This window comes from Parafrankia soli (assembly GCF_001854695.1).
GTDB lineage: Bacteria > Actinomycetota > Actinomycetes > Frankiales > Frankiaceae > Parafrankia > Parafrankia soli.
Map to the genome: position 1 here is coordinate 42,954 of NZ_MAXA01000232.1, position 16,415 is coordinate 59,368.

Below are 16,415 nucleotides of genomic sequence, written 5' to 3' on the forward strand. Positions count from 1 at the left end.
CGTCCCACGGCGCCGTCGAGCGTCTATCGTGACAGCTTGTGCGGACGGGCATTGTATTGTCACGTTTCGCCGCACGTCGGGGGTACACCATCGCCACCACCTCGATAGCCGGCCCGGTTCGCGCCGGATCGGCCCGCGCGGCCTCGGTCTGCGCGGCCTCGCTCCTGGCGGGGTCGGTCCTCGCCGGCTGCGGAGGCGCGGGCCCCTCGGGTGGGGCACCGCCGCCCGCACGTCCCGGCTCCGCCACGGTCGGCGGCCCGGTGAGCCCCGGCCCCGCCGGCGGTGCGGGCACCGCGGCGGCCACCGGCACCTCGGCACCGACCACCACCACCGGCGGGCCGGCCGGCGGTGCGGCCGACCCGTCCGACGACTCCCCCGCCGCGGCCGGCCGGGTCGTCGAGGCCTACTACCGCGAGATCAACGCCGCCGCCCGCGGCGGGCGGGTCGCCGACGTCTCGGCGACCGCGCTGCCGGGCTGCCAGACCTGCGCCCTGGACGTCGGCATGACCCGCCGCCTCGACCAGCTCGGGCTGCGCGCGACCCAGGAGCCCTACGAGATCACCGGGCTGGCCGCCGGCGAACGCACCGGCACCGTCGTCGACGTTCGCTTCACCGCCACGACCCGACAGGTCCACCTGCTCGACCCGGCGGGCCGCGACGCCGGCACGGAACCGGCCGTGCCCACCCGCACCGCGACGGCCCGCCTCGCGCTGACCGGCCCCGGCTGGCGCGTCCAGACCATCACCTACGCCGCGGGGTAGCCGTGAGTCACCGCCGCGGCCACCTGGCCGCCCTCGCCGCACTGGTCGCGGCCGCGCTGCTCGCCCTCGGCGGAGCCGGTCCCGGCCCGCTGTCCGCGCCGGGATCTCCCGCCTGGGCCGCCCCCGTGCCCGGTCCGGAGACGGCGGCGCAGGTCCCGTGCACCGGAGCGCGGTGGGGCAGCTGCGACACCCGGGCCACGGACAACGGCTACCAGTACCGCTACCGCGGCGGGTACCTCGAGCGGGTACCGCTCGGCGGCGCCACCGGCGGGGGTGGTGGTGGCGGCTGTGGCGACGACTGTCCGCCCGACCCGGACGCGCTGTGCGCGCTGCTGACCGGCGTCGGCCCCGCCCCGGAGATGACCGCGGCGGAACGCGCCGAGTACGACGCGCTCGTCGCGAACTGCGGCCCGGTGCTCTACGACCCCGACGGCATCGCCGTCGCCGACATCGCCGCGCAGCTCGCCGACTACCTGCGCGAGGAGCTGCTGCCCACCCCGGACGTAGTGATCCAGCCGGTCGGGAACAGCTTCGCGAACCTACCGACGATCATGCACACGGCGGTGCCCGACGCGTTCACCTTCGACGTCGCCGAACCCGTCCTGGCCACGATCAGCGCGAACCCGCACTACGTCTGGGACTTCGGCGACGGCGAGACCGGCCCGGACGCGCCCGGCCGCCCCTACGACCCGGCGATCTCCCCCCGCGACCACCCGGACGCCTACGTCGCCCACGCCTACCACCGCCCGGGCACCTACCAGGTGACCCTCACCGTGACCTGGGACGGCTTCTTCACCGTGCCCGGGGTGGCGCAGGCGTTCCCGCTGGCGGACGTCGTCCTCGCCGCGGCCGAGCCAATCACCATCGAGGAGGCCGGCGGCGTGCTCGTCGACAACGACTGAGCCCCGTCCACCGGTACTGTCGACGGGCGCCGATCAGCCGCTCGCGGCGGGCCGGGCCGACCATTCCGAGCCGAGCGGGCGCAACCGCTCGTACCCGTCCACCCGGGCGCGGTAGGTCGCCAGCAGGCCGATCACCGCCATCCCGTTGGTGATCTCGCCACGCATCACCCGGTCCACCGCCTCCGACAGGTCGACGCGGGTGATGTCCATCTCGGCCTCCTCGTGGACGCCGACATGCCGCTCGGCCGCCGGGATCTCCACCAGGTCACGGGCCAGGAACAGCCGGAAGGCCTCGTCGGTCATCCCCGGCGAGGCGTAGACGTCGACGAGCAGGTCGAGACGGCCCGGCCGCAGGCCCGCCTCCTCGGCGAGCTCCCGGGCGGCCGCGACGGACGCCGGCTCGCCGGGGACGTCGAGGATGCCCGCGGGCAGCTCCCACAGCTGGCCGCCCACCGGGTGCCGGTACTGGCGGACCATCACCACCCGCTCCTGGTCGTCCAGGGCGACGACGCCGACCGCGCCCGGGTGCACCACCACGTCCCGCTGGGACGTGTCACCGTCGGGCATCCGCACCATGTCACGGCGAACGGCGATGACCCGCCCGCGGTAGGCGACGGAGCTGTCCGCCACCTCGTAGGTGTGCACGGCACCGCTCATGGGGAAACCAGCTCTCCGTCGCTCACACCGGCCGCCGCGGCCGGCCCCGTGGACCCACCGGGCAATGCGGCACCCACGGCACCACCGGTACCCACGGCACCACCGGTACCCGCGGCACCGCTGGCACCGGCGGTCGTGCCGGCGGTCGTGCCGGCGCCGGTCGCCACGCTCTGCTCCGCACGGCCCCGGCGGGCCCGCCCACCGGCCGACCGGGCACCGTTGCCCGCCCGCGCACCGGCCGCGTCACCGTCACCGTCACCCGACCCGATCATGTCACCATCGGCGGGCCCGCCACCCGCGACGCCGCCGCCCCCGACGCCACCGTCCGGGATGTCGACGGGCAGCCGGCCCCGGCGCCGGTCGGCGTGGGCCACGGCGGCGGCGGCGAGCCCGCGGAACAGCGGGTGCGCGCGCGTCGGCCGCGACCGGAACTCCGGGTGCGCCTGCGTCCCCACGTAGAACGGGTGGACGTCAGCCGGCAGCTCGACGACCTCGACCAGGCGGCCGTCCGGCGAGGTGCCGGAGAACACCAGCCCGGCGGCAGTCAGCCGCTCCCGGTAGGAGTTGTTGACCTCGTAGCGGTGCCGGTGGCGCTCGAGCACCTCCGGCTCGCCGTACTCCCGGCGGGCGACGGTCCCCGCGCCCAGCGCGCACGGGTACAGGCCGAGCCGCATCGTGCCGCCCATGTCCCGCTTGCCGGCGACCACGTCGTGCTGGTCGGCCATCGTGGAGATCACCGGGTGGGCGGTCTCCGGGTCGAACTCGGTGGAGTTCGACCCGGCCAGCCCGGCCAGCGAACGGCCGGCCTCGATCACCATGCACTGCAGGCCCAGGCAGATCCCCAGCGTGGGAATGCCATGCTCGCGGGCGTGCCGCAGCACCTCGATCTTGCCCTCGATGCCGCGGATCCCGAACCCGCCCGGAACGATGATCCCGTCCACGCCTTCCAGCGCGTGCGCGGCGGCGGCGGGCGAGGTGAACTCGTCCGACCCGATCCAGCGGATGTCCGCGCGGGCGTCGACGGCGAACGCGCCGGCGCGCAGCGCCTCGGTCACCGACAGGTAGGCGTCGGGCAGGTCGACGTACTTGCCGACGATCGCCACCGTGGCGGTGTTCGAGGGATGGTGCACCCGGCGGAGCAGGGTGTCCCACTCCGTCCAGTCGACGTCCCGGAAGCTGAGGCCGAGCCGGCGCACGACGTAGGCGTCGAGGCCCTCCTTGTGCAGCACCTTCGGGATGTCGTAGATCGAGCCGGCGTCCGGTGCGCCGACGACCGCCTCGTCGTCGACGTCGCACATCATGGCGATCTTGCGCTTGAGCGCGTCGGGCAGCGGCCGGTCGGAGCGGCAGACCACCGCGTCCGGCTGCAGGCCGATGCTGCGCAGCGCCGCGACCGAGTGCTGGGTCGGCTTGGTCTTCAGCTCACCCGACGGCGCGAGGTACGGGACGAGGCTGACGTGCACCGTCAGCGCGTTGTCCCGGCCGACCTCGTGCCGGACCTGGCGGATCGCCTCCAGGTAGGGCAGCGACTCGATGTCGCCGACGGTGCCACCCACCTCGGTGATCACCACGTCCACCGAATCGGTGGCCAGCCGGCGGATCCGGCCCTTGATCTCGTCGGTGATGTGCGGGACGACCTGCACCGTCTCACCGAGGTACCCGCCGCGCCGCTCGCGGGCGATGACCGCCGAGTACACCTGCCCGGTGGTCACGTTCGCGCTGCCGTCGAGGTCGACGTCGAGGAAGCGTTCGTAGTGCCCGATGTCCAGGTCGGTCTCGGCGCCGTCATTGGTGACGAACACCTCGCCGTGCTGGAACGGGTTCATCGTTCCCGGATCAACGTTCAGATACGGGTCGAGCTTCTGCATCGTGACCCGCAGACCGCGGGCCTTGAGTAGACGGCCGAGGCTGGACGCCGTCAGTCCCTTACCGAGACTGGACGCCACACCTCCCGTCACGAACACGTGCTTGGTCACATGCGCCTGCGCCACGCGGAACCCCCGTGGTCACGCCGCCGGTCCGGCCCCGGCGCCTCCACGGGTCTTCACGGTAACACCGTGCCGAGCAGGCCAACGCCCCGCCCCGCCGCCGGCCACCCGGCTCGCCGGGGCCGGGCGGTCACGGCTGGGCGAGGGCGGCCTTGTCGGCGGCGGCGGCGGCGAGCAGCTCCTCGGCGTGGCCGCGGGCCAGCGAGCTCTCCTCCTGGCCGGCCAGCATCCGCGACAGCTCCCGGACCCGCCCGGGGCCGTCGAGCGCCACCACGCCGCTGCGGGTCACCGAACCGTCATCGGCCTTGCGCACGACCAGGTGCCGGTCGGCGAACGCGGCGACCTGCGGCAGATGGGTGATGCAGATGACCTGGTGGGTGCGGGCGAGCCGGGCGAGGCGACGGCCGATCTCGACCGCGGCGCGCCCGCCCACTCCGGCGTCGACCTCGTCGAAGACCATCGTCGCCCCGGCGTCGGCCGCCGCGAGCACCACCTCGATCGCCAGCATCACCCGGGAGAGCTCGCCGCCCGAGGCGCCCTTCTCGACCGGCCGGGCCGGCGCGCCCGGGTGCGGAACCAGGCGAAGCTCGACGTCGTCGATCCCGCTCGGCCCGTAGGCCAGCGTCCGGCCGCCGACAGGCAGACCGTTCGGGTCGTCGCGGTGCCCGACCGCCGCCTCCACCCGGGCCCGCGGCATGGCGAGGCCGGCCAGCTCGGCGGCGACCGCCGCGCCGAACCGCTCGGCGGCGGCGGAGCGCGCCGCGCTGATCCGCTCGGCCAGGCCGGCGAGCTCCGCGGTCAGCTCGGCGCGCTCGGCGGCCAGYGCGCCCGTCTGGTCGCCGTCGGCGTCGAGCTCGAGCAGGCGACGCCCGGCGGTGTCGGCCCACCGCAGCACGCCGTCGACGTCCGTGCCGTGCGCGCGGGCCAGTGCGGTCAGCGCCGCCTTGCGTTCCTGCGCCTGAGCGAGCCGCTCCGGGTCGGACTCCACCCCGGCGGCGTAGGAGGCCAGGTCGGCGGCCACGTCGGTCAGCAGGCTCGACAGCTCCGTCAACCGGCCCGCCAGTTCCTCCAGCGCCGGGTCGAGCGCGGCGTCGCCGGCCACGATCCGGCGGGCGGAGCCGACCAGCTCGGCGGCGGCGGGGACGTCCTCACCGGTCGCGGGGTCGCTGACCAGCGCGCCGTGCGCCGAACGCGCCACCCGCAGCAGGGTCTCGGAATGTTCCAGCCGGCGCAGCTCCGCGTCGAGCGCGACATCCTCGCCGGGCTGCGGCGCGACCCGTTCGACGTCGGCCAGGCCGAGCCGGAGCAGCTCCGCCTCCTGCGCCCGCTCCCGCGACCGCCCGGTGATGTCGGCCAGCCGGGCGCGGACCTTCGCCAGCCGCGCGTACACCTGCCCGTACCGGACGAGCGGCTCGGCGACGGAGGCGCCGGCGAACCGGTCGAGCGCGTCGCGCTGGGTCGCGGGACGGCGCAGCCGCTGCGCCTCGGACTGCCCGTGCACGGCGATCACGTTCTCGGTGATCTCCGCGAGGACACTCGCGGGCACCGAACGCCCCGCGAGCTGGGCCCGCGAGCGGCCCTCGGCGCTCAGCGTGCGGCCCATGATGATGACGTCCTCGTCGACGTCGCCGTCGAGCTCACGGACACGCTTGGCGAGCCCGGAGTCGGCCGGCACGACGAGCCGGGCCTCGACGAAGGCACGCCCAGCCAGCGGGGAGACCAGCGCGTAGTCGGCGCGGCCCCCGGTCAGCAGGCCGAGCCCCTGCACGATCATGGTCTTGCCGGCGCCGGTCTCGCCGCTGACCACCGTCAGCCCCGGCGCCAGGTCGAGGACGGCGTCATCGATGACCCCGAGGCCACGGATGCGAATCTCCTCGAGCACGCCCCGAACTCTAGCGTCACCCCCACCACGGACGGCACCCGGAAATCGGGGAGATCGGAGCCGTGCCACCGATTCCGGTCACGTCACCACGCCGGCCCCGCTCGCCCCGACACTTCTCCGCCCGCCGCGTCCTCCCAGCTCAGCGGGCCGAAACCCCGGCAGCCCCGGCCGGCTCAGCGCCCCGAGCGACCGCGCCACCCCACCACCGGCAGGTCGAACTTGGCCACCAGCCGATCGGTGAACGGACGTGGCCTGATTACCGCCAGCCGCACCGGGCGCCGGCCCCGCACCACCTCCACCCGCGACAGCTCGGGGACGTCGACCAGTCGCCGCCCGTCGCAGTAGAGCACCGCCGGGACGTCCGGCAGCACCTCGATGGCCACGGTCGACGTCGGGGTGAGCACCAGCGGCCGGGCGAACAGCGCGTGCGCGCTGATCGGCACCACCAGCAGCGACTCCACCCCCGGCCACATCACCGGGCCGCCCGCCGAGAACGCGTACGCGGTCGACCCGGTCGGCGTCGAGCAGATCACGCCGTCACAGCCCCAGCGCGACAGCGGCCGCCCGTCGATCTCCAGGACACACTCGAGCATCCGGGCCCGCCCGGCCTTCTCCAGCGACATCTCGTTGAGCGCCCAGCCGGTGTAGATGAGCTCGCCACGGTGGCGCACCGTCACGTCGACGGTCATCCGCTCCTCGACCGAGTACTCCTTGCGGACGACGTGCTCGACGGTGGCCTCCAGCGCGTCGGGCTCCGCCTCGGCCAGGAAGCCCACGTGCCCGAGGTTGACCCCGAGCAGCGGGATGTCCGCCGAGCGGGCGAACTCGGCGCCGCGCAGCAGGCTGCCGTCACCACCGAGCACGAGCACCAGCTCGGCGCCTACCGCGGCGTCGGTGTCCCCCGTGACCACGTTCGGCGCCGACAGGTCGAGCAGCTCGGCCTCGTCCCGCAGGACCCGCGGGGAGACACCGGCGGCCACGAGCATCTCCAGCACGCGCTGCGCGCTCTCCCGTACAACGGAACGGCGCGGGTGGCTGACGACAAGTACCTCGCGGGTCATCGGCCGGTCCTTTCGCCGTCGGCTCGGGCGTCCTGGCCGGCGTCCTGGGACGACGGCGGCGGCGCTGGGGCGGGGGCCGCCGTGCTCGCGGGCCCCGCCTCGATCGCAGCAGTGATCATCGCCTCGACCTCGCCGGAGGTAGGGCGGACGTCCGCGCGCAGCCAGGCGAGGTACTCGACGTTGCCGGCGGGTCCCGGCAGCGGGCTGGCCGCCACGCCGCGCGCCCCCAGCCCGAGCCCCTCGGCGGCGGTCACGACGGTGCGCACCGCCCGGGCGTGCAGGGCCACATCACGGACCACACCACCGGAGCCGAGAAGCTCCCGGCCCACCTCGAACTGCGGCTTGACCAGCAGGACGAAGTCGGCGTCCGGCGCGGCGCACGCGCGCAGCGCGGGCAGCACCAGGACCAGCGAGATGAACGAGAGGTCGCCCACGACCAGCTCCACCGGCTCGCCGACCTGCTCGGGCGTGAGGTTGCGGACGTTCGTCCGGTCCAGCACGCGCACCCGCGGATCGGAGCGCAGCCGCCAGACAAGCTGCCCGTATCCGACGTCGACGGCCACGACCCGCGCCGCGCCGTACCTGAGGAGCACGTCGGTGAACCCGCCGGTCGACGCACCGGCGTCGAGGCACCGCCGCCCGGCGACCACGAGCGCCGGCGGCCCCGCCACCGCCGCGGGCGAACCAGGCCGAGCCGGCACATCAGGCTGGCCGGGCCCGCCAGACAGGCCGGGCGTCCCGGGCGCCGGGACGCCGAACGCCTCGAACGCGCCGACCAGCTTGTGCGCTCCCCGGGAGGCATAGCCGGGGTCGTCGTCCACGGCGAGCACGATCGACGTCGCCCCGTCGACGACCGTCGCCGGCTTCGTCGCGGTGACGCCGCCGACCCGCACGCGGCCCGCGGCGATCGCCTCGACCGCCCGTTCCCGAGAGGAGACGAGCCGGCGACGGACAAGCTCCGCGTCCAGACGGATCCTGCGGGCCACCGGTGATCCCGCCCGTCTCACCGAGGTGCCCGGGCGCCGCCCGGGCCGGGGCCCGGAGCAGGACGCGGACCGGCACCCGGAGCAGGGCCCGAGCCGGGACGCGGACCGGGACGCGGACCGGGGCCCGGAGCAGCGCGCGGCCCGGGATCCGGGCCGGCGGTCGGACCGGGCGACGGCGCCGCGCCCGGGCCGCGCGACGAGCCGCCCGCGAGATCCTCCAACGATTCCTCCAGCAGCCGGTGCACGTCCTCGAACGCCTCCAGGTGCTCGGCGGCCGGCCGACCGGGGAGCGTGGCGAGCCGCGCGAGCGCCGCGCTCAGCTCGGCGGACAGTTCGTCGGTGTTCACCGAACCAGCCTCTCGCATTCCGGGGGGCGTCCGCGCCCGGCCGCGGCATCACCTGGCGGGCACGTGGCTGCCCTCACATCCGCCGGCGTCCCGCCGGGGGCGGCACGCACACGCTAGTGTCGCTGACGGCCGGATCCGCCGTACCCGGAGGATCCATTACGGCACGGACGACGGGTGCTGCGGGCGCAGGAGGTGACCGTCCAGCATGGCGGACAGACTGCAGTGCGAGGCAGCACTGCGAGCCCTCGCCGACCGGCTCGACGAGCTCACACGCGAGCGCCGGCCGCCGCGTACCCCGGACCGGGTGATCGTGTGCCGGATCCCGGACCTGCGGACCACGTTCTCCGGCCAGCTCCGCGACGGCTGCCTGCGCGACATCGGCGAGGGCGAGCTGCCGGGGGCCCAGATCACCCTCACCCTGAGCAGCGACGACCTGCTCGCCGTGACCGACGGCACCCTTTCGGTGACGACGGCGTGGGCCAGCGGCCGGCTCAAGGTCGACGCGAGCGTCCGCGACCTCCTGCGGGTCCGCTCCCTGCTCTGACCGTGCCGGCTCTGACCGTGCCGGCTCCGGCTGGGCCCTGCTTCTGATGGGCTCCTGTCCCGACCGGGCCCGCGGGTCGCCGGGACGTCGTCAGCGCGCGGCCGGCGCGCGCAGGTCCTCGCAGCCCGGCGGCCGATCAGTGGCCAGGGCCTCGACCGGACGGCCCTCGTCCGCTGCCGCCCAGACCAGCGCGCACGCGGCCCGCAGCGCGTCCAGCCCGTCGTCCGGCCCGTTGCTCCCGGGGTCGGCCTGGTGCCAGCGCAGGGTGCCGCCGTTCAGGTCGCACGTCCACCCGCCGCACCGGGATGAGCCGTCCCGGGCGAGCGCGGCGGGCTGGGGGCGCAGCAGCCCGCGCAGGTCGGCGGCGAGGAAGGTCGGCCGGTGCCGCGCGGGCGCGCCGAGCAGCTCCGCGGGCCCGGTGACACCGGTGAACACCAGCAGAGTCCGCGTGCCGGCGCGGAAACCCGCCTCGATGTCGGTGTCCAGCCGGTCGCCGACGATGATCGGATCACACGCGCCGCTGCGCCGCACCGACTCCGCGTGCATCGCGAACTCCGGTTTCCCGGTCACCTCTGGCTCCGCGCCCGTCGCGGCCCGGACGAAGGCCACCAGCGCCCCGTTACCGGGCGCCAGGCCACGCTCCGTCGGCACCGTCAGGTCGGTGTTGCTCGCGACCCACCACGCCCCCGCCCGGATCGCCAGCACCGCCTCGGCCAGCCGGGCATAGTTGATCTCCGGATCGAAGCCCTGGACCACGGCGGCCGGCTCGTCCGCGGCCGACCCGGTCGGGACCAGGCCCTCCGCGCGCACCGCCTCCCGGAGCCCGACACCTCCGGCGACCAGGACCACCGCCCCGGCCGGTAGCCGTTCGGCGAGCACGTGCGCCGCCGCCTGCGCCGAGGTGACGACCTCCGACGGTTCGGCTGGCACGCCGAAACCCGTCAGCCGCGCGGCGACGGTCTCCGGGGTCCGCAGCGCGTTGTTCGTCACGTAGACGGTGCGCATCCCCTGCCGGCCCGCGGCCTCGATGGCCGCCGCGGCGTGCGGCACAGCCCGCTCGCCGCGGTTCACCACCCCGTCGAGATCCATCAGCGCGACGTCGAACATCGCCGCCAGTGGACGGCTCATGCCGGCGAGCACGGACCGCGCCGTGCCCGCCGCCTCTCGGGGGACCGTCACGCGCGGTTCAGAGCGGCCCGCGCCCCGCGCAGGGCGACCCCGTAGTGCGCCAGATCGGGCCGCATCGCCACCGCGAGCGCAAGATGCTCGACGGCGGAGCGCAGGTCGCCGGTGCGGCGCGCGGCCATCCCGAGGCCGAACTGGGCGTAGTCGTCGGTCGGATGGCGGTCGACGATCCAGGCGAAGGTCCGCAGGGCGTCGTCGTACTGCCCGGCCTCGAACTGCGCCCGGCCCAGCGCCTCCCGCACACTCGGGGACGCCGGCTCCGCCGCGACGGCATGCGCGAGGAGCTGCACCGCCGCGTTCGCGTCACCGTGCCCGAGCAGCGCCATCCCGCGGGTGTACCAGTCGTAGACCTCGCCGGCCGGCGAGCGGACCGACTCGGCCTGCCGCCGCTCACCGCCACTACCGCCGCCGCCGACGCCATTGCCATTGCCGTCAGCGTTGCCGTTGCCGTTCGGAACGCCGAATTCCTCCGTCATGGCACCTCCACGTCGTCCGGACCGCCACGGCCGTGGCCACCGCGGCGGCGGCATCAGCACCGCCGGGACGCCGCACCGGGCCGCGCCGGGCAGTCACCGGTCGCGGCCGAAGCCCGACCGGCACCGCCCATGACCGGCACCGGCGACCGGCCGTCATCCGGCCGGCCCCCCGGCCGACGTCCTCGGCGACCCAGGTGGGGTGGAGGCGTCCCACCCTCCCATCCAGTTTCGCCGCAAGCGGCGTCCACATGCCTCAACATCGGAATAACGGCCTGTCTTCCGCGGCGTGACCTGGCCGGCAGGCGGGGGCGACCGGGCAGCCCCAGCACCTACGATGCGCCTCATGGTTGCCCCTGACGCCGCCGTGCCCGTTCCAGCCGGGCTCGTCCTCGCGCCGTTCCGCGCGGCGCGGTTCACCGCCGCCGGCCCGGATCTCGCCGCGCTGACCTCCCCGCCCTACGACGTCATCGACGAGGACGGCCGCACCGCCCTCGAAGCGGCCGCGGAGCACAACGTCGTCCGGCTGATCCTGCCGCGGGACCTCTCCCCCGCCGAGTCCCCCGGCGAGCCGGACAGCCGGTACGACCGGGCGGCGCGCACCCTGCGGGAATGGCTGGACGCCGGGATCCTCGCCCGGGACGAGGCCCCCGCGCTCTACGTCTACGAGCAGGAGCAGGACGGCCACCTCCAGCGCGGACTCGTCGGCGCCCTCGCTCTGGCCGACCCGGACGCGGGCATCGTCCTGCCCCACGAGAACACCATGGCCGGCCCGGTCTCCGACCGGCTCGCGCTGACTCGGGCGACCGCCGCGAACCTGGAACCGATCTTCCTGCTCTACGACGGCGGCGGCCCGGCCAGCCAGGTCGTCGCCGCCGCGGTGACCACCCCGCCGATCGTGGACGCCCACACCGACGACGGGGTGACCCACCGGATCTGGGCGATCGACGACCCCGCCCAGCTGGAGACCATCGCGGCGGATCTCCTTCCCCGCCGCGCGGTCATCGCCGACGGCCACCACCGGTACGCCACATACCGCCATTACCAGGCGGAACGGCACGCCGCGGGCGACGGTGCCGGCGCCTGGGACTTCGGGCTCACCTTCCTGGTGGACGCGACCGCCAACGGCCCGCAGGTGCACGCGATCCACCGCGCCGTGCTGGGACTCACCCTCGCCGACGCCGTAGCGCGGGCCGAGGGCGCCTTCACCGTCCGCCGGCTGACCGAGGCCGCCGGCGCCGGCGCACCGGTCGACCCCGCGGCGCTGCTCGACGAGCTCGCCAAGGCGGGCCACGACGGCCACGCCTTCGTGATCAGCGACGACTCGGACGCCTATCTGCTGACGGCGCCCGCCGCCGATCTCCTCGCTCGCGCGCTGCCCGCCGACCGGTCGGCGGCGTTCCGCGGCCTCGACGTGACCGTCGCGCACCTGGCGCTGATCACGAACGTGTGGGGTCTGGAGGACAGGGTCGGCGTCGTCGACTACTACCACGACGCCCCCGCCGCGCTCGCCGCCGCACGCGCCACCGGCGGTGTCGCGCTGCTACTCAACCCGACCCCGGTCGCCGACGTGACCGCCGTCGCCGGGGCCGCGGAGCGGATGCCCCGCAAGTCGACCCTGTTCACCCCGAAGCCACGCACCGGCCTGCTGATACGCCCGTTGGACTGACTCCGCTCGGGCGCCTGTCCTTTCGGGCCTTCGAGGGGCTCGGGTGCTCGAACGCCCGGTCTCTCTCGGGCGCTCAGCAGTTCGAGCGCCCGAGAGAGTGGCGGTGCCCCGGGGTCAGTCCTCGGATGTCCGGTGCGCTCCGGCCTGGTCCGCACCGCCCGGGGCGTCCGAGAAAATGATCTCTGGAATCGGCGGGGTGTCGGCGGTCACCTCCGCGGCAGGCACCGCGCTCGTGTCCTCGGCCGCGGAGAAGCCGACCTCGATGGGCTCCACGGCCGCGGCGGGCTCCGCCGGCGCCGGCTGCTCGACCGGTGCCGCCGGCTCGCCGTCGACGGTCACATCGACCGCTGCCCCGGCGTCACTGGCACCACCCGTGTCGCCATGGTCGGCGGCCTCAGCTTCCGCGTCCGCGTCACCGGCACCGTCGGCGTCGGCGTCGGCGTCGGCCAGCGCGGCGTCATCTGCCACGGCGTCAACGGCCGCACCTGTGCCGGAGGCGATCAGGCCGTCGGGGTCCGGTTCGTCTACGGCCGCGCCGTCGTGGGTCCCGGCGGCGGGCCCGTCGTCTTCGAGTCGCTCGTCACCGAGCAGCTCGTCCTCGAGCCGATCGCTCTCCGGCCCGTCGTCCTCGGCGCCGCCGTCCTCGTTGTCGATCTCGGTCTCGTCATCGGTCTCGTCATCGATGGTGAGCTCGTAGACGCGCTCGGCCGCGTCGGTCGTGTCCTCGTCGATGCCGGCCGTGGCCGTGAACCAGCGCAGCGCCTCCATCGTGCGGCCGGCCGCCAGCAGCGCCTCGGCGTAGGCGTACCAGAGACGGGGCGTCCACGGCTTCGGCTCCGTTCTGGCGGTCACCTCGTCGCGCAGCAGCACCGCGGCCGCCTCCGGCTGACCCATGTCGCGCCGGGCACCGGACACGACGATCAGGAGCTCGGCCCGGCCGGCGGCGTCCAGCGCCGCGACACCCGGGTCCGAGAGGTAGTCGATCGCGCGTTCGGGCCGACCGAGGCCACGTTCGGCGTCAGCCATCAGCGGGAGGTTGTGGGACGAGCCGTCGATGCGGCGGGCCGCGCGCAGCTCCAGCAGCGCGGAGGCGAACTCGCCGGCGTGGTAGGCCGCGACTCCCACGGCCTCCCGCACCGCGGCCATCCTGGGCAGCCGGGCCGCCGCGGCACGCGCGTGAGCCAGCGCCTGCACCGGGTCGGTGTCGACGAGCAGCGCGGTCGCGACGAGGTGCCGGGCGATCGTCTCGGCCAGCGGCGCGGGCACGCTGCGCAGGTCACGGCGAATGTCGCGATCAAGCAACTCGGCCTTGGCCTCGTCCGGCAGCGCAGGTGCGGGCGGCCTGCGGCGCGCCGTGACGTCGTCCCTGTTCGGCCGGCCGGCCGGCCCCGCGGAGGATCGACCCCCGGCTCCGCCGGCCGGACGCGTACCGGGGCCCGAACGGCTGGGCCCGCCACTCACCCCGCCACGGCCGGCCCGAGGTCCCCCGCTCGATCCCGAGCGGGTGTCCGGACCACGGCGACCCGCGTAGGAGCCCCCTGCCCCGGCACGGTTCCCGTCGAACCGGCTCCCACCGGATCGATCCGGCCGAGCCGCCCGATCCGGCCGTTCCTGGTACGTACGTGCCTGATACGGACGTCCCGTGTCCGCGCGGCCCTGACCAGAACGGCCCACGTCCGGGCGGCCCCGGTCCGGGCCCCCCTGGCCCGCACGGCCCTCGTCCGGGCGGCCCTGGCCCGCACGGGCCTCATAGGAGCGGGTCTGGTCGGGACGGGCCCGATCCGCACCGGTGCCCGGAGTGTCCGGTCGGTCCGTGCGCTCCGCCCGATCTACCCGGTCCGTGCCGGACGCGGGCTGCTCACGGTGCGTCGGCCGCGTGTAGGGCCGTGCGGACGAGCCCCCGCTGGGCGGGCCACTCCGACGGCTGTCACCGCGATCGGACCCGGCGCCACGATCAGACCGGTAACCACGGTCGGACCCGGCGCCGCGATCGGGCCGGTAACCACGATCGGGTCCGGAGGCGCGATCAGACCGGTGACCACGGTCGTACCCGGAGCCGTTGGAGGTCCGGGCATCGCCGGTCGCACCGCTTTGCCAGGGCCGCGACCCGGCCGACGGGGGACGCCGGTCGACACCCGGGCCGCGGCCGGCCGCCGTCCCGTCGGACCTGCCCGGGCCGTCACGTCGAATCCCACTACGCGGACCTGCCGCGCCCCGTGTCGCCGCGTCCCCCGAGGAAGGTCGCCACTGGCCCGAGCCCTGCTCCCGTGAGCGCCGCTCGAACCGGTTCTCGCCCGAACCGCCGTTCCCGGGGCCCGCGGAACCGTCACGCCCACCGCCGACCGGCCGCCCGGCACCGTACGGACGCCCGGAGGAGCCTCGCGCCGTCTGGCCCGACGTCGGTCGTCCACCGGACGGTCGTCCACCGCCGTCTCCGTAGCTGCGCTGTCCACCGCGGTCGGGTGACGAACCGGCTCGAGAGCCGCCGCCGGCCCAGCCGCCGCCATCCCGCCGAGCATCACCGCGGCCACGCTCGTCACGACCTCCGCCGTGGCGGGGCCCGTCATGCCGAGGCCAATCGTGACGAGGGCCGTCGTGACGGGGTGTGGTGCCGCGGGCCGCGTCATAGGGCGGCCTGTCACTCTGCCTGGGGCGGTCTCCCGCCTCGCGGGACGGGCTCCCCGACCACTGCCGGCCCCGCGAATCCGAGGCCGGCGTGCTCCGGCCGGAGCCCTCCCAGCGGCGGGCCGGCCGGCCCCCCTCGGACCGGCCCTGCCCTTCCGGCCGACCGTGCGCTCCCGGCCGGCCCGCACCTCCGGACCAACGGTCTCCAGCAGGCCGCCCGCCGCTCGCTTCGCGCGGACCACCCTCACGCGACGAGGCGGGACGACCCCACCGCTCGCCGCCGGGTCCACCGGAACCGCCAGCGCCACCACGCCCCTGGCCTGTGCCAGCGGGACGCCAGGCGGCCTTCGGACGTCCGGCGCCCTGGCCGGGACCTCCCTGCCGGGACGGACCGCCGGCGCGCCCGGTGCCCTGCCGTGCGGGGGCACCACGGCCACCAGCCCCCGCCGCCGAGGCGCCAGCCGGCGCGGGGCCTCGCCCACCGTCCGCACGCCGGACGAACCCTGTCCGGCCCGCATCGCCTCTGGTGACCCGACCGGAGCGCCGTGCATCGCCACCGGCATCCCGCCCGGACGAGCCGGACGAGGACGGCCCACGCCGGGCACCCGGCGCGTCACGGCGGCCCTCGGTGCGCCGCGCACCGCCACCGCCGGTGGCAGCACGGCCGGCCCTGGACGGCGGTTGGGACCTCGTCGACTCGTCGTTCGGCATAACCGACAGCATTCCCTTCGTTCCGGGGCGCCGGAACGCGGCCTCCCCAGGTGGATCTGATTCTGCGCGCGACCGACGTCCGCCGCCCGGCCGGCGCCCGCGGACCTCGCCGGCCATCGGGGTCTGACGCGGGGTCTCGCAAGTCTGACTCCAGCCGCCGGCCGGTCCAGCACAACCGTGGCGGGTGAATGAGTCTATGGACTCACTCAGGCGCCACGCTTTGCCCTGTCCGGCCCGGCAGAGGACTGGTTTGGCGCTCAGGGTCCCGAGCCGTGGGGGTCAGGCCCTCCAAACCTCAGGACCCCGGACCTCGGGGCCCTGACCTCCGAGGTCCGGGCCCGAAGTTCGAAGGTTGGCGGCTCGACGTTGGAGGTTCGAGGTTCGTTCGAGGTTCGAGGGTTCAGGCTCCGGGCTTCGAAGGGGCAGGCGCCAGGGCACCGAGCGGACTCTGTTCGGGACTCTCCGCTCCCCGAGCCCTGCCGAGACCAGCCAGCGGGCCTGGAGCAGCCTCCGCCGTCGGCCGGGAAAAGGTCCGGAAATACAGGTGGGGGCTGCTCCCGGCCACAGCCAGAAACAGCCCCCACCAAAAGAAGTCCGGCGGCGTCCTACTCTCCCACGCGGTCA

Annotated in this window: 13 protein-coding genes; 4 read left to right on the plus strand and 9 right to left on the minus strand. The window is 75.4% G+C overall.

Features of this window, described 5'->3' with window-relative positions; translation table 11 throughout:
• Window positions 1-260 precede the first annotated feature (260 nt).
• Together BBK14_RS23260 and BBK14_RS23265 are read left to right on the plus strand one after the other, a co-directional pair.
• Complete coding sequence (locus tag BBK14_RS23260) at window positions 261-761, plus strand: hypothetical protein (protein WP_241831780.1); 501 nt, start codon at window positions 261-263, stop codon at window positions 759-761.
• Window positions 762-763: 2 nt separating this feature from the next.
• Window positions 764-1,663, plus strand: coding sequence for a PKD domain-containing protein (locus tag BBK14_RS23265; RefSeq protein ID WP_071065388.1), 900 nt, complete (start codon window positions 764-766; stop codon window positions 1,661-1,663).
• 33 nt (window positions 1,664-1,696) lie between these two features.
• On the opposite strand, the gene BBK14_RS23270 is transcribed toward BBK14_RS23265, so the two are convergent.
• The 6 genes from BBK14_RS23270 to BBK14_RS37285 form a co-directional block, all read right to left on the minus strand.
• Window positions 1,697-2,320, minus strand: coding sequence for an NUDIX domain-containing protein (locus BBK14_RS23270; RefSeq protein WP_071065389.1), 624 nt, complete (start codon window positions 2,318-2,320; stop codon window positions 1,697-1,699).
• Entirely contained in the window at window positions 2,317-4,311 is a 1,995-nt protein-coding gene (locus BBK14_RS23275) for a CTP synthase (RefSeq protein WP_071065390.1), read from the minus strand. The genes BBK14_RS23270 and BBK14_RS23275 overlap by 4 nt, the downstream gene beginning before the upstream one ends.
• Before the next feature lie 127 nt (window positions 4,312-4,438).
• Window positions 4,439-6,190 (minus strand): DNA repair protein RecN, encoded by a 1,752-nt coding sequence (recN, locus tag BBK14_RS23280; protein ID WP_071065391.1) that lies wholly within the window; start codon window positions 6,188-6,190, stop codon window positions 4,439-4,441.
• 173 nt (window positions 6,191-6,363) lie between these two features.
• Window positions 6,364-7,251, minus strand: a complete 888-nt coding sequence (locus BBK14_RS23285) for an NAD kinase (RefSeq protein WP_071065392.1) — start codon at window positions 7,249-7,251, stop codon at window positions 6,364-6,366.
• Window positions 7,248-8,237 carry a TlyA family RNA methyltransferase gene (locus BBK14_RS23290; protein WP_071065393.1) on the minus strand — a complete coding sequence of 330 codons (990 nt, stop codon included), beginning with the start codon at window positions 8,235-8,237 and terminating at the stop codon, window positions 7,248-7,250. Before BBK14_RS23290 ends, BBK14_RS23285 begins: the two co-directional genes overlap by 4 nt.
• 17 nt (window positions 8,238-8,254) lie before the next feature.
• The gene (locus BBK14_RS37285) at window positions 8,255-8,584 is read right to left on the minus strand and encodes a hypothetical protein (RefSeq protein ID WP_071065394.1); all 330 of its coding nucleotides are present in this window, start codon (window positions 8,582-8,584) and stop codon (window positions 8,255-8,257) included.
• Window positions 8,585-8,789: 205 nt separating this feature from the next.
• On the opposite strand from BBK14_RS37285, the gene BBK14_RS23300 reads away from it, so the two are divergent.
• The gene (locus BBK14_RS23300; RefSeq protein ID WP_020459360.1) at window positions 8,790-9,128 is read left to right on the plus strand and encodes an SCP2 sterol-binding domain-containing protein; all 339 of its coding nucleotides are present in this window, start codon (window positions 8,790-8,792) and stop codon (window positions 9,126-9,128) included.
• A 90-nt stretch (window positions 9,129-9,218) separates the two neighbouring features.
• On the opposite strand, the gene BBK14_RS23305 is transcribed toward BBK14_RS23300, so the two are convergent.
• Window positions 9,219-10,307 (minus strand): HAD-IIA family hydrolase, encoded by a 1,089-nt coding sequence (locus BBK14_RS23305; RefSeq protein ID WP_071065395.1) that lies wholly within the window; start codon window positions 10,305-10,307, stop codon window positions 9,219-9,221.
• On the minus strand, window positions 10,304-10,789 hold the full coding sequence (locus BBK14_RS23310; RefSeq protein ID WP_071065396.1) for a tetratricopeptide repeat protein: 486 nt from the start codon (window positions 10,787-10,789) through the stop codon (window positions 10,304-10,306). The genes BBK14_RS23305 and BBK14_RS23310 overlap by 4 nt, the downstream gene beginning before the upstream one ends.
• Before the next feature lie 334 nt (window positions 10,790-11,123).
• Between BBK14_RS23310 and BBK14_RS23315 the strand changes: the two genes are divergently transcribed.
• Window positions 11,124-12,455 carry a DUF1015 domain-containing protein gene (locus BBK14_RS23315; RefSeq protein WP_071065397.1) on the plus strand — a complete coding sequence of 444 codons (1,332 nt, stop codon included), beginning with the start codon at window positions 11,124-11,126 and terminating at the stop codon, window positions 12,453-12,455.
• A 114-nt stretch (window positions 12,456-12,569) separates the two neighbouring features.
• On the opposite strand, the gene BBK14_RS23320 is transcribed toward BBK14_RS23315, so the two are convergent.
• Window positions 12,570-13,757 (minus strand): hypothetical protein, encoded by a 1,188-nt coding sequence (locus tag BBK14_RS23320; protein ID WP_241831781.1) that lies wholly within the window; start codon window positions 13,755-13,757, stop codon window positions 12,570-12,572.
• Window positions 13,758-16,415: the final 2,658 nt, after the last annotated feature.

Coding starts and splice junctions, on each gene's coding strand:
- BBK14_RS23270 (WP_071065389.1), bottom strand. CDS start 2,320: ATGAGCGGTGCCGTGCACACCTACGAGGTGGCGGACAGCTCCGTCGCC.
- BBK14_RS23285 (WP_071065392.1), bottom strand. CDS start 7,251: ATGACCCGCGAGGTACTTGTCGTCAGCCACCCGCGCCGTTCCGTTGTA.
- BBK14_RS23300 (WP_020459360.1), top strand. CDS start 8,790: ATGGCGGACAGACTGCAGTGCGAGGCAGCACTGCGAGCCCTCGCCGAC.
- BBK14_RS23310 (WP_071065396.1), bottom strand. CDS start 10,789: ATGACGGAGGAATTCGGCGTTCCGAACGGCAACGGCAACGCTGACGGC.
- BBK14_RS23315 (WP_071065397.1), top strand. CDS start 11,124: ATGCGCCTCATGGTTGCCCCTGACGCCGCCGTGCCCGTTCCAGCCGGG.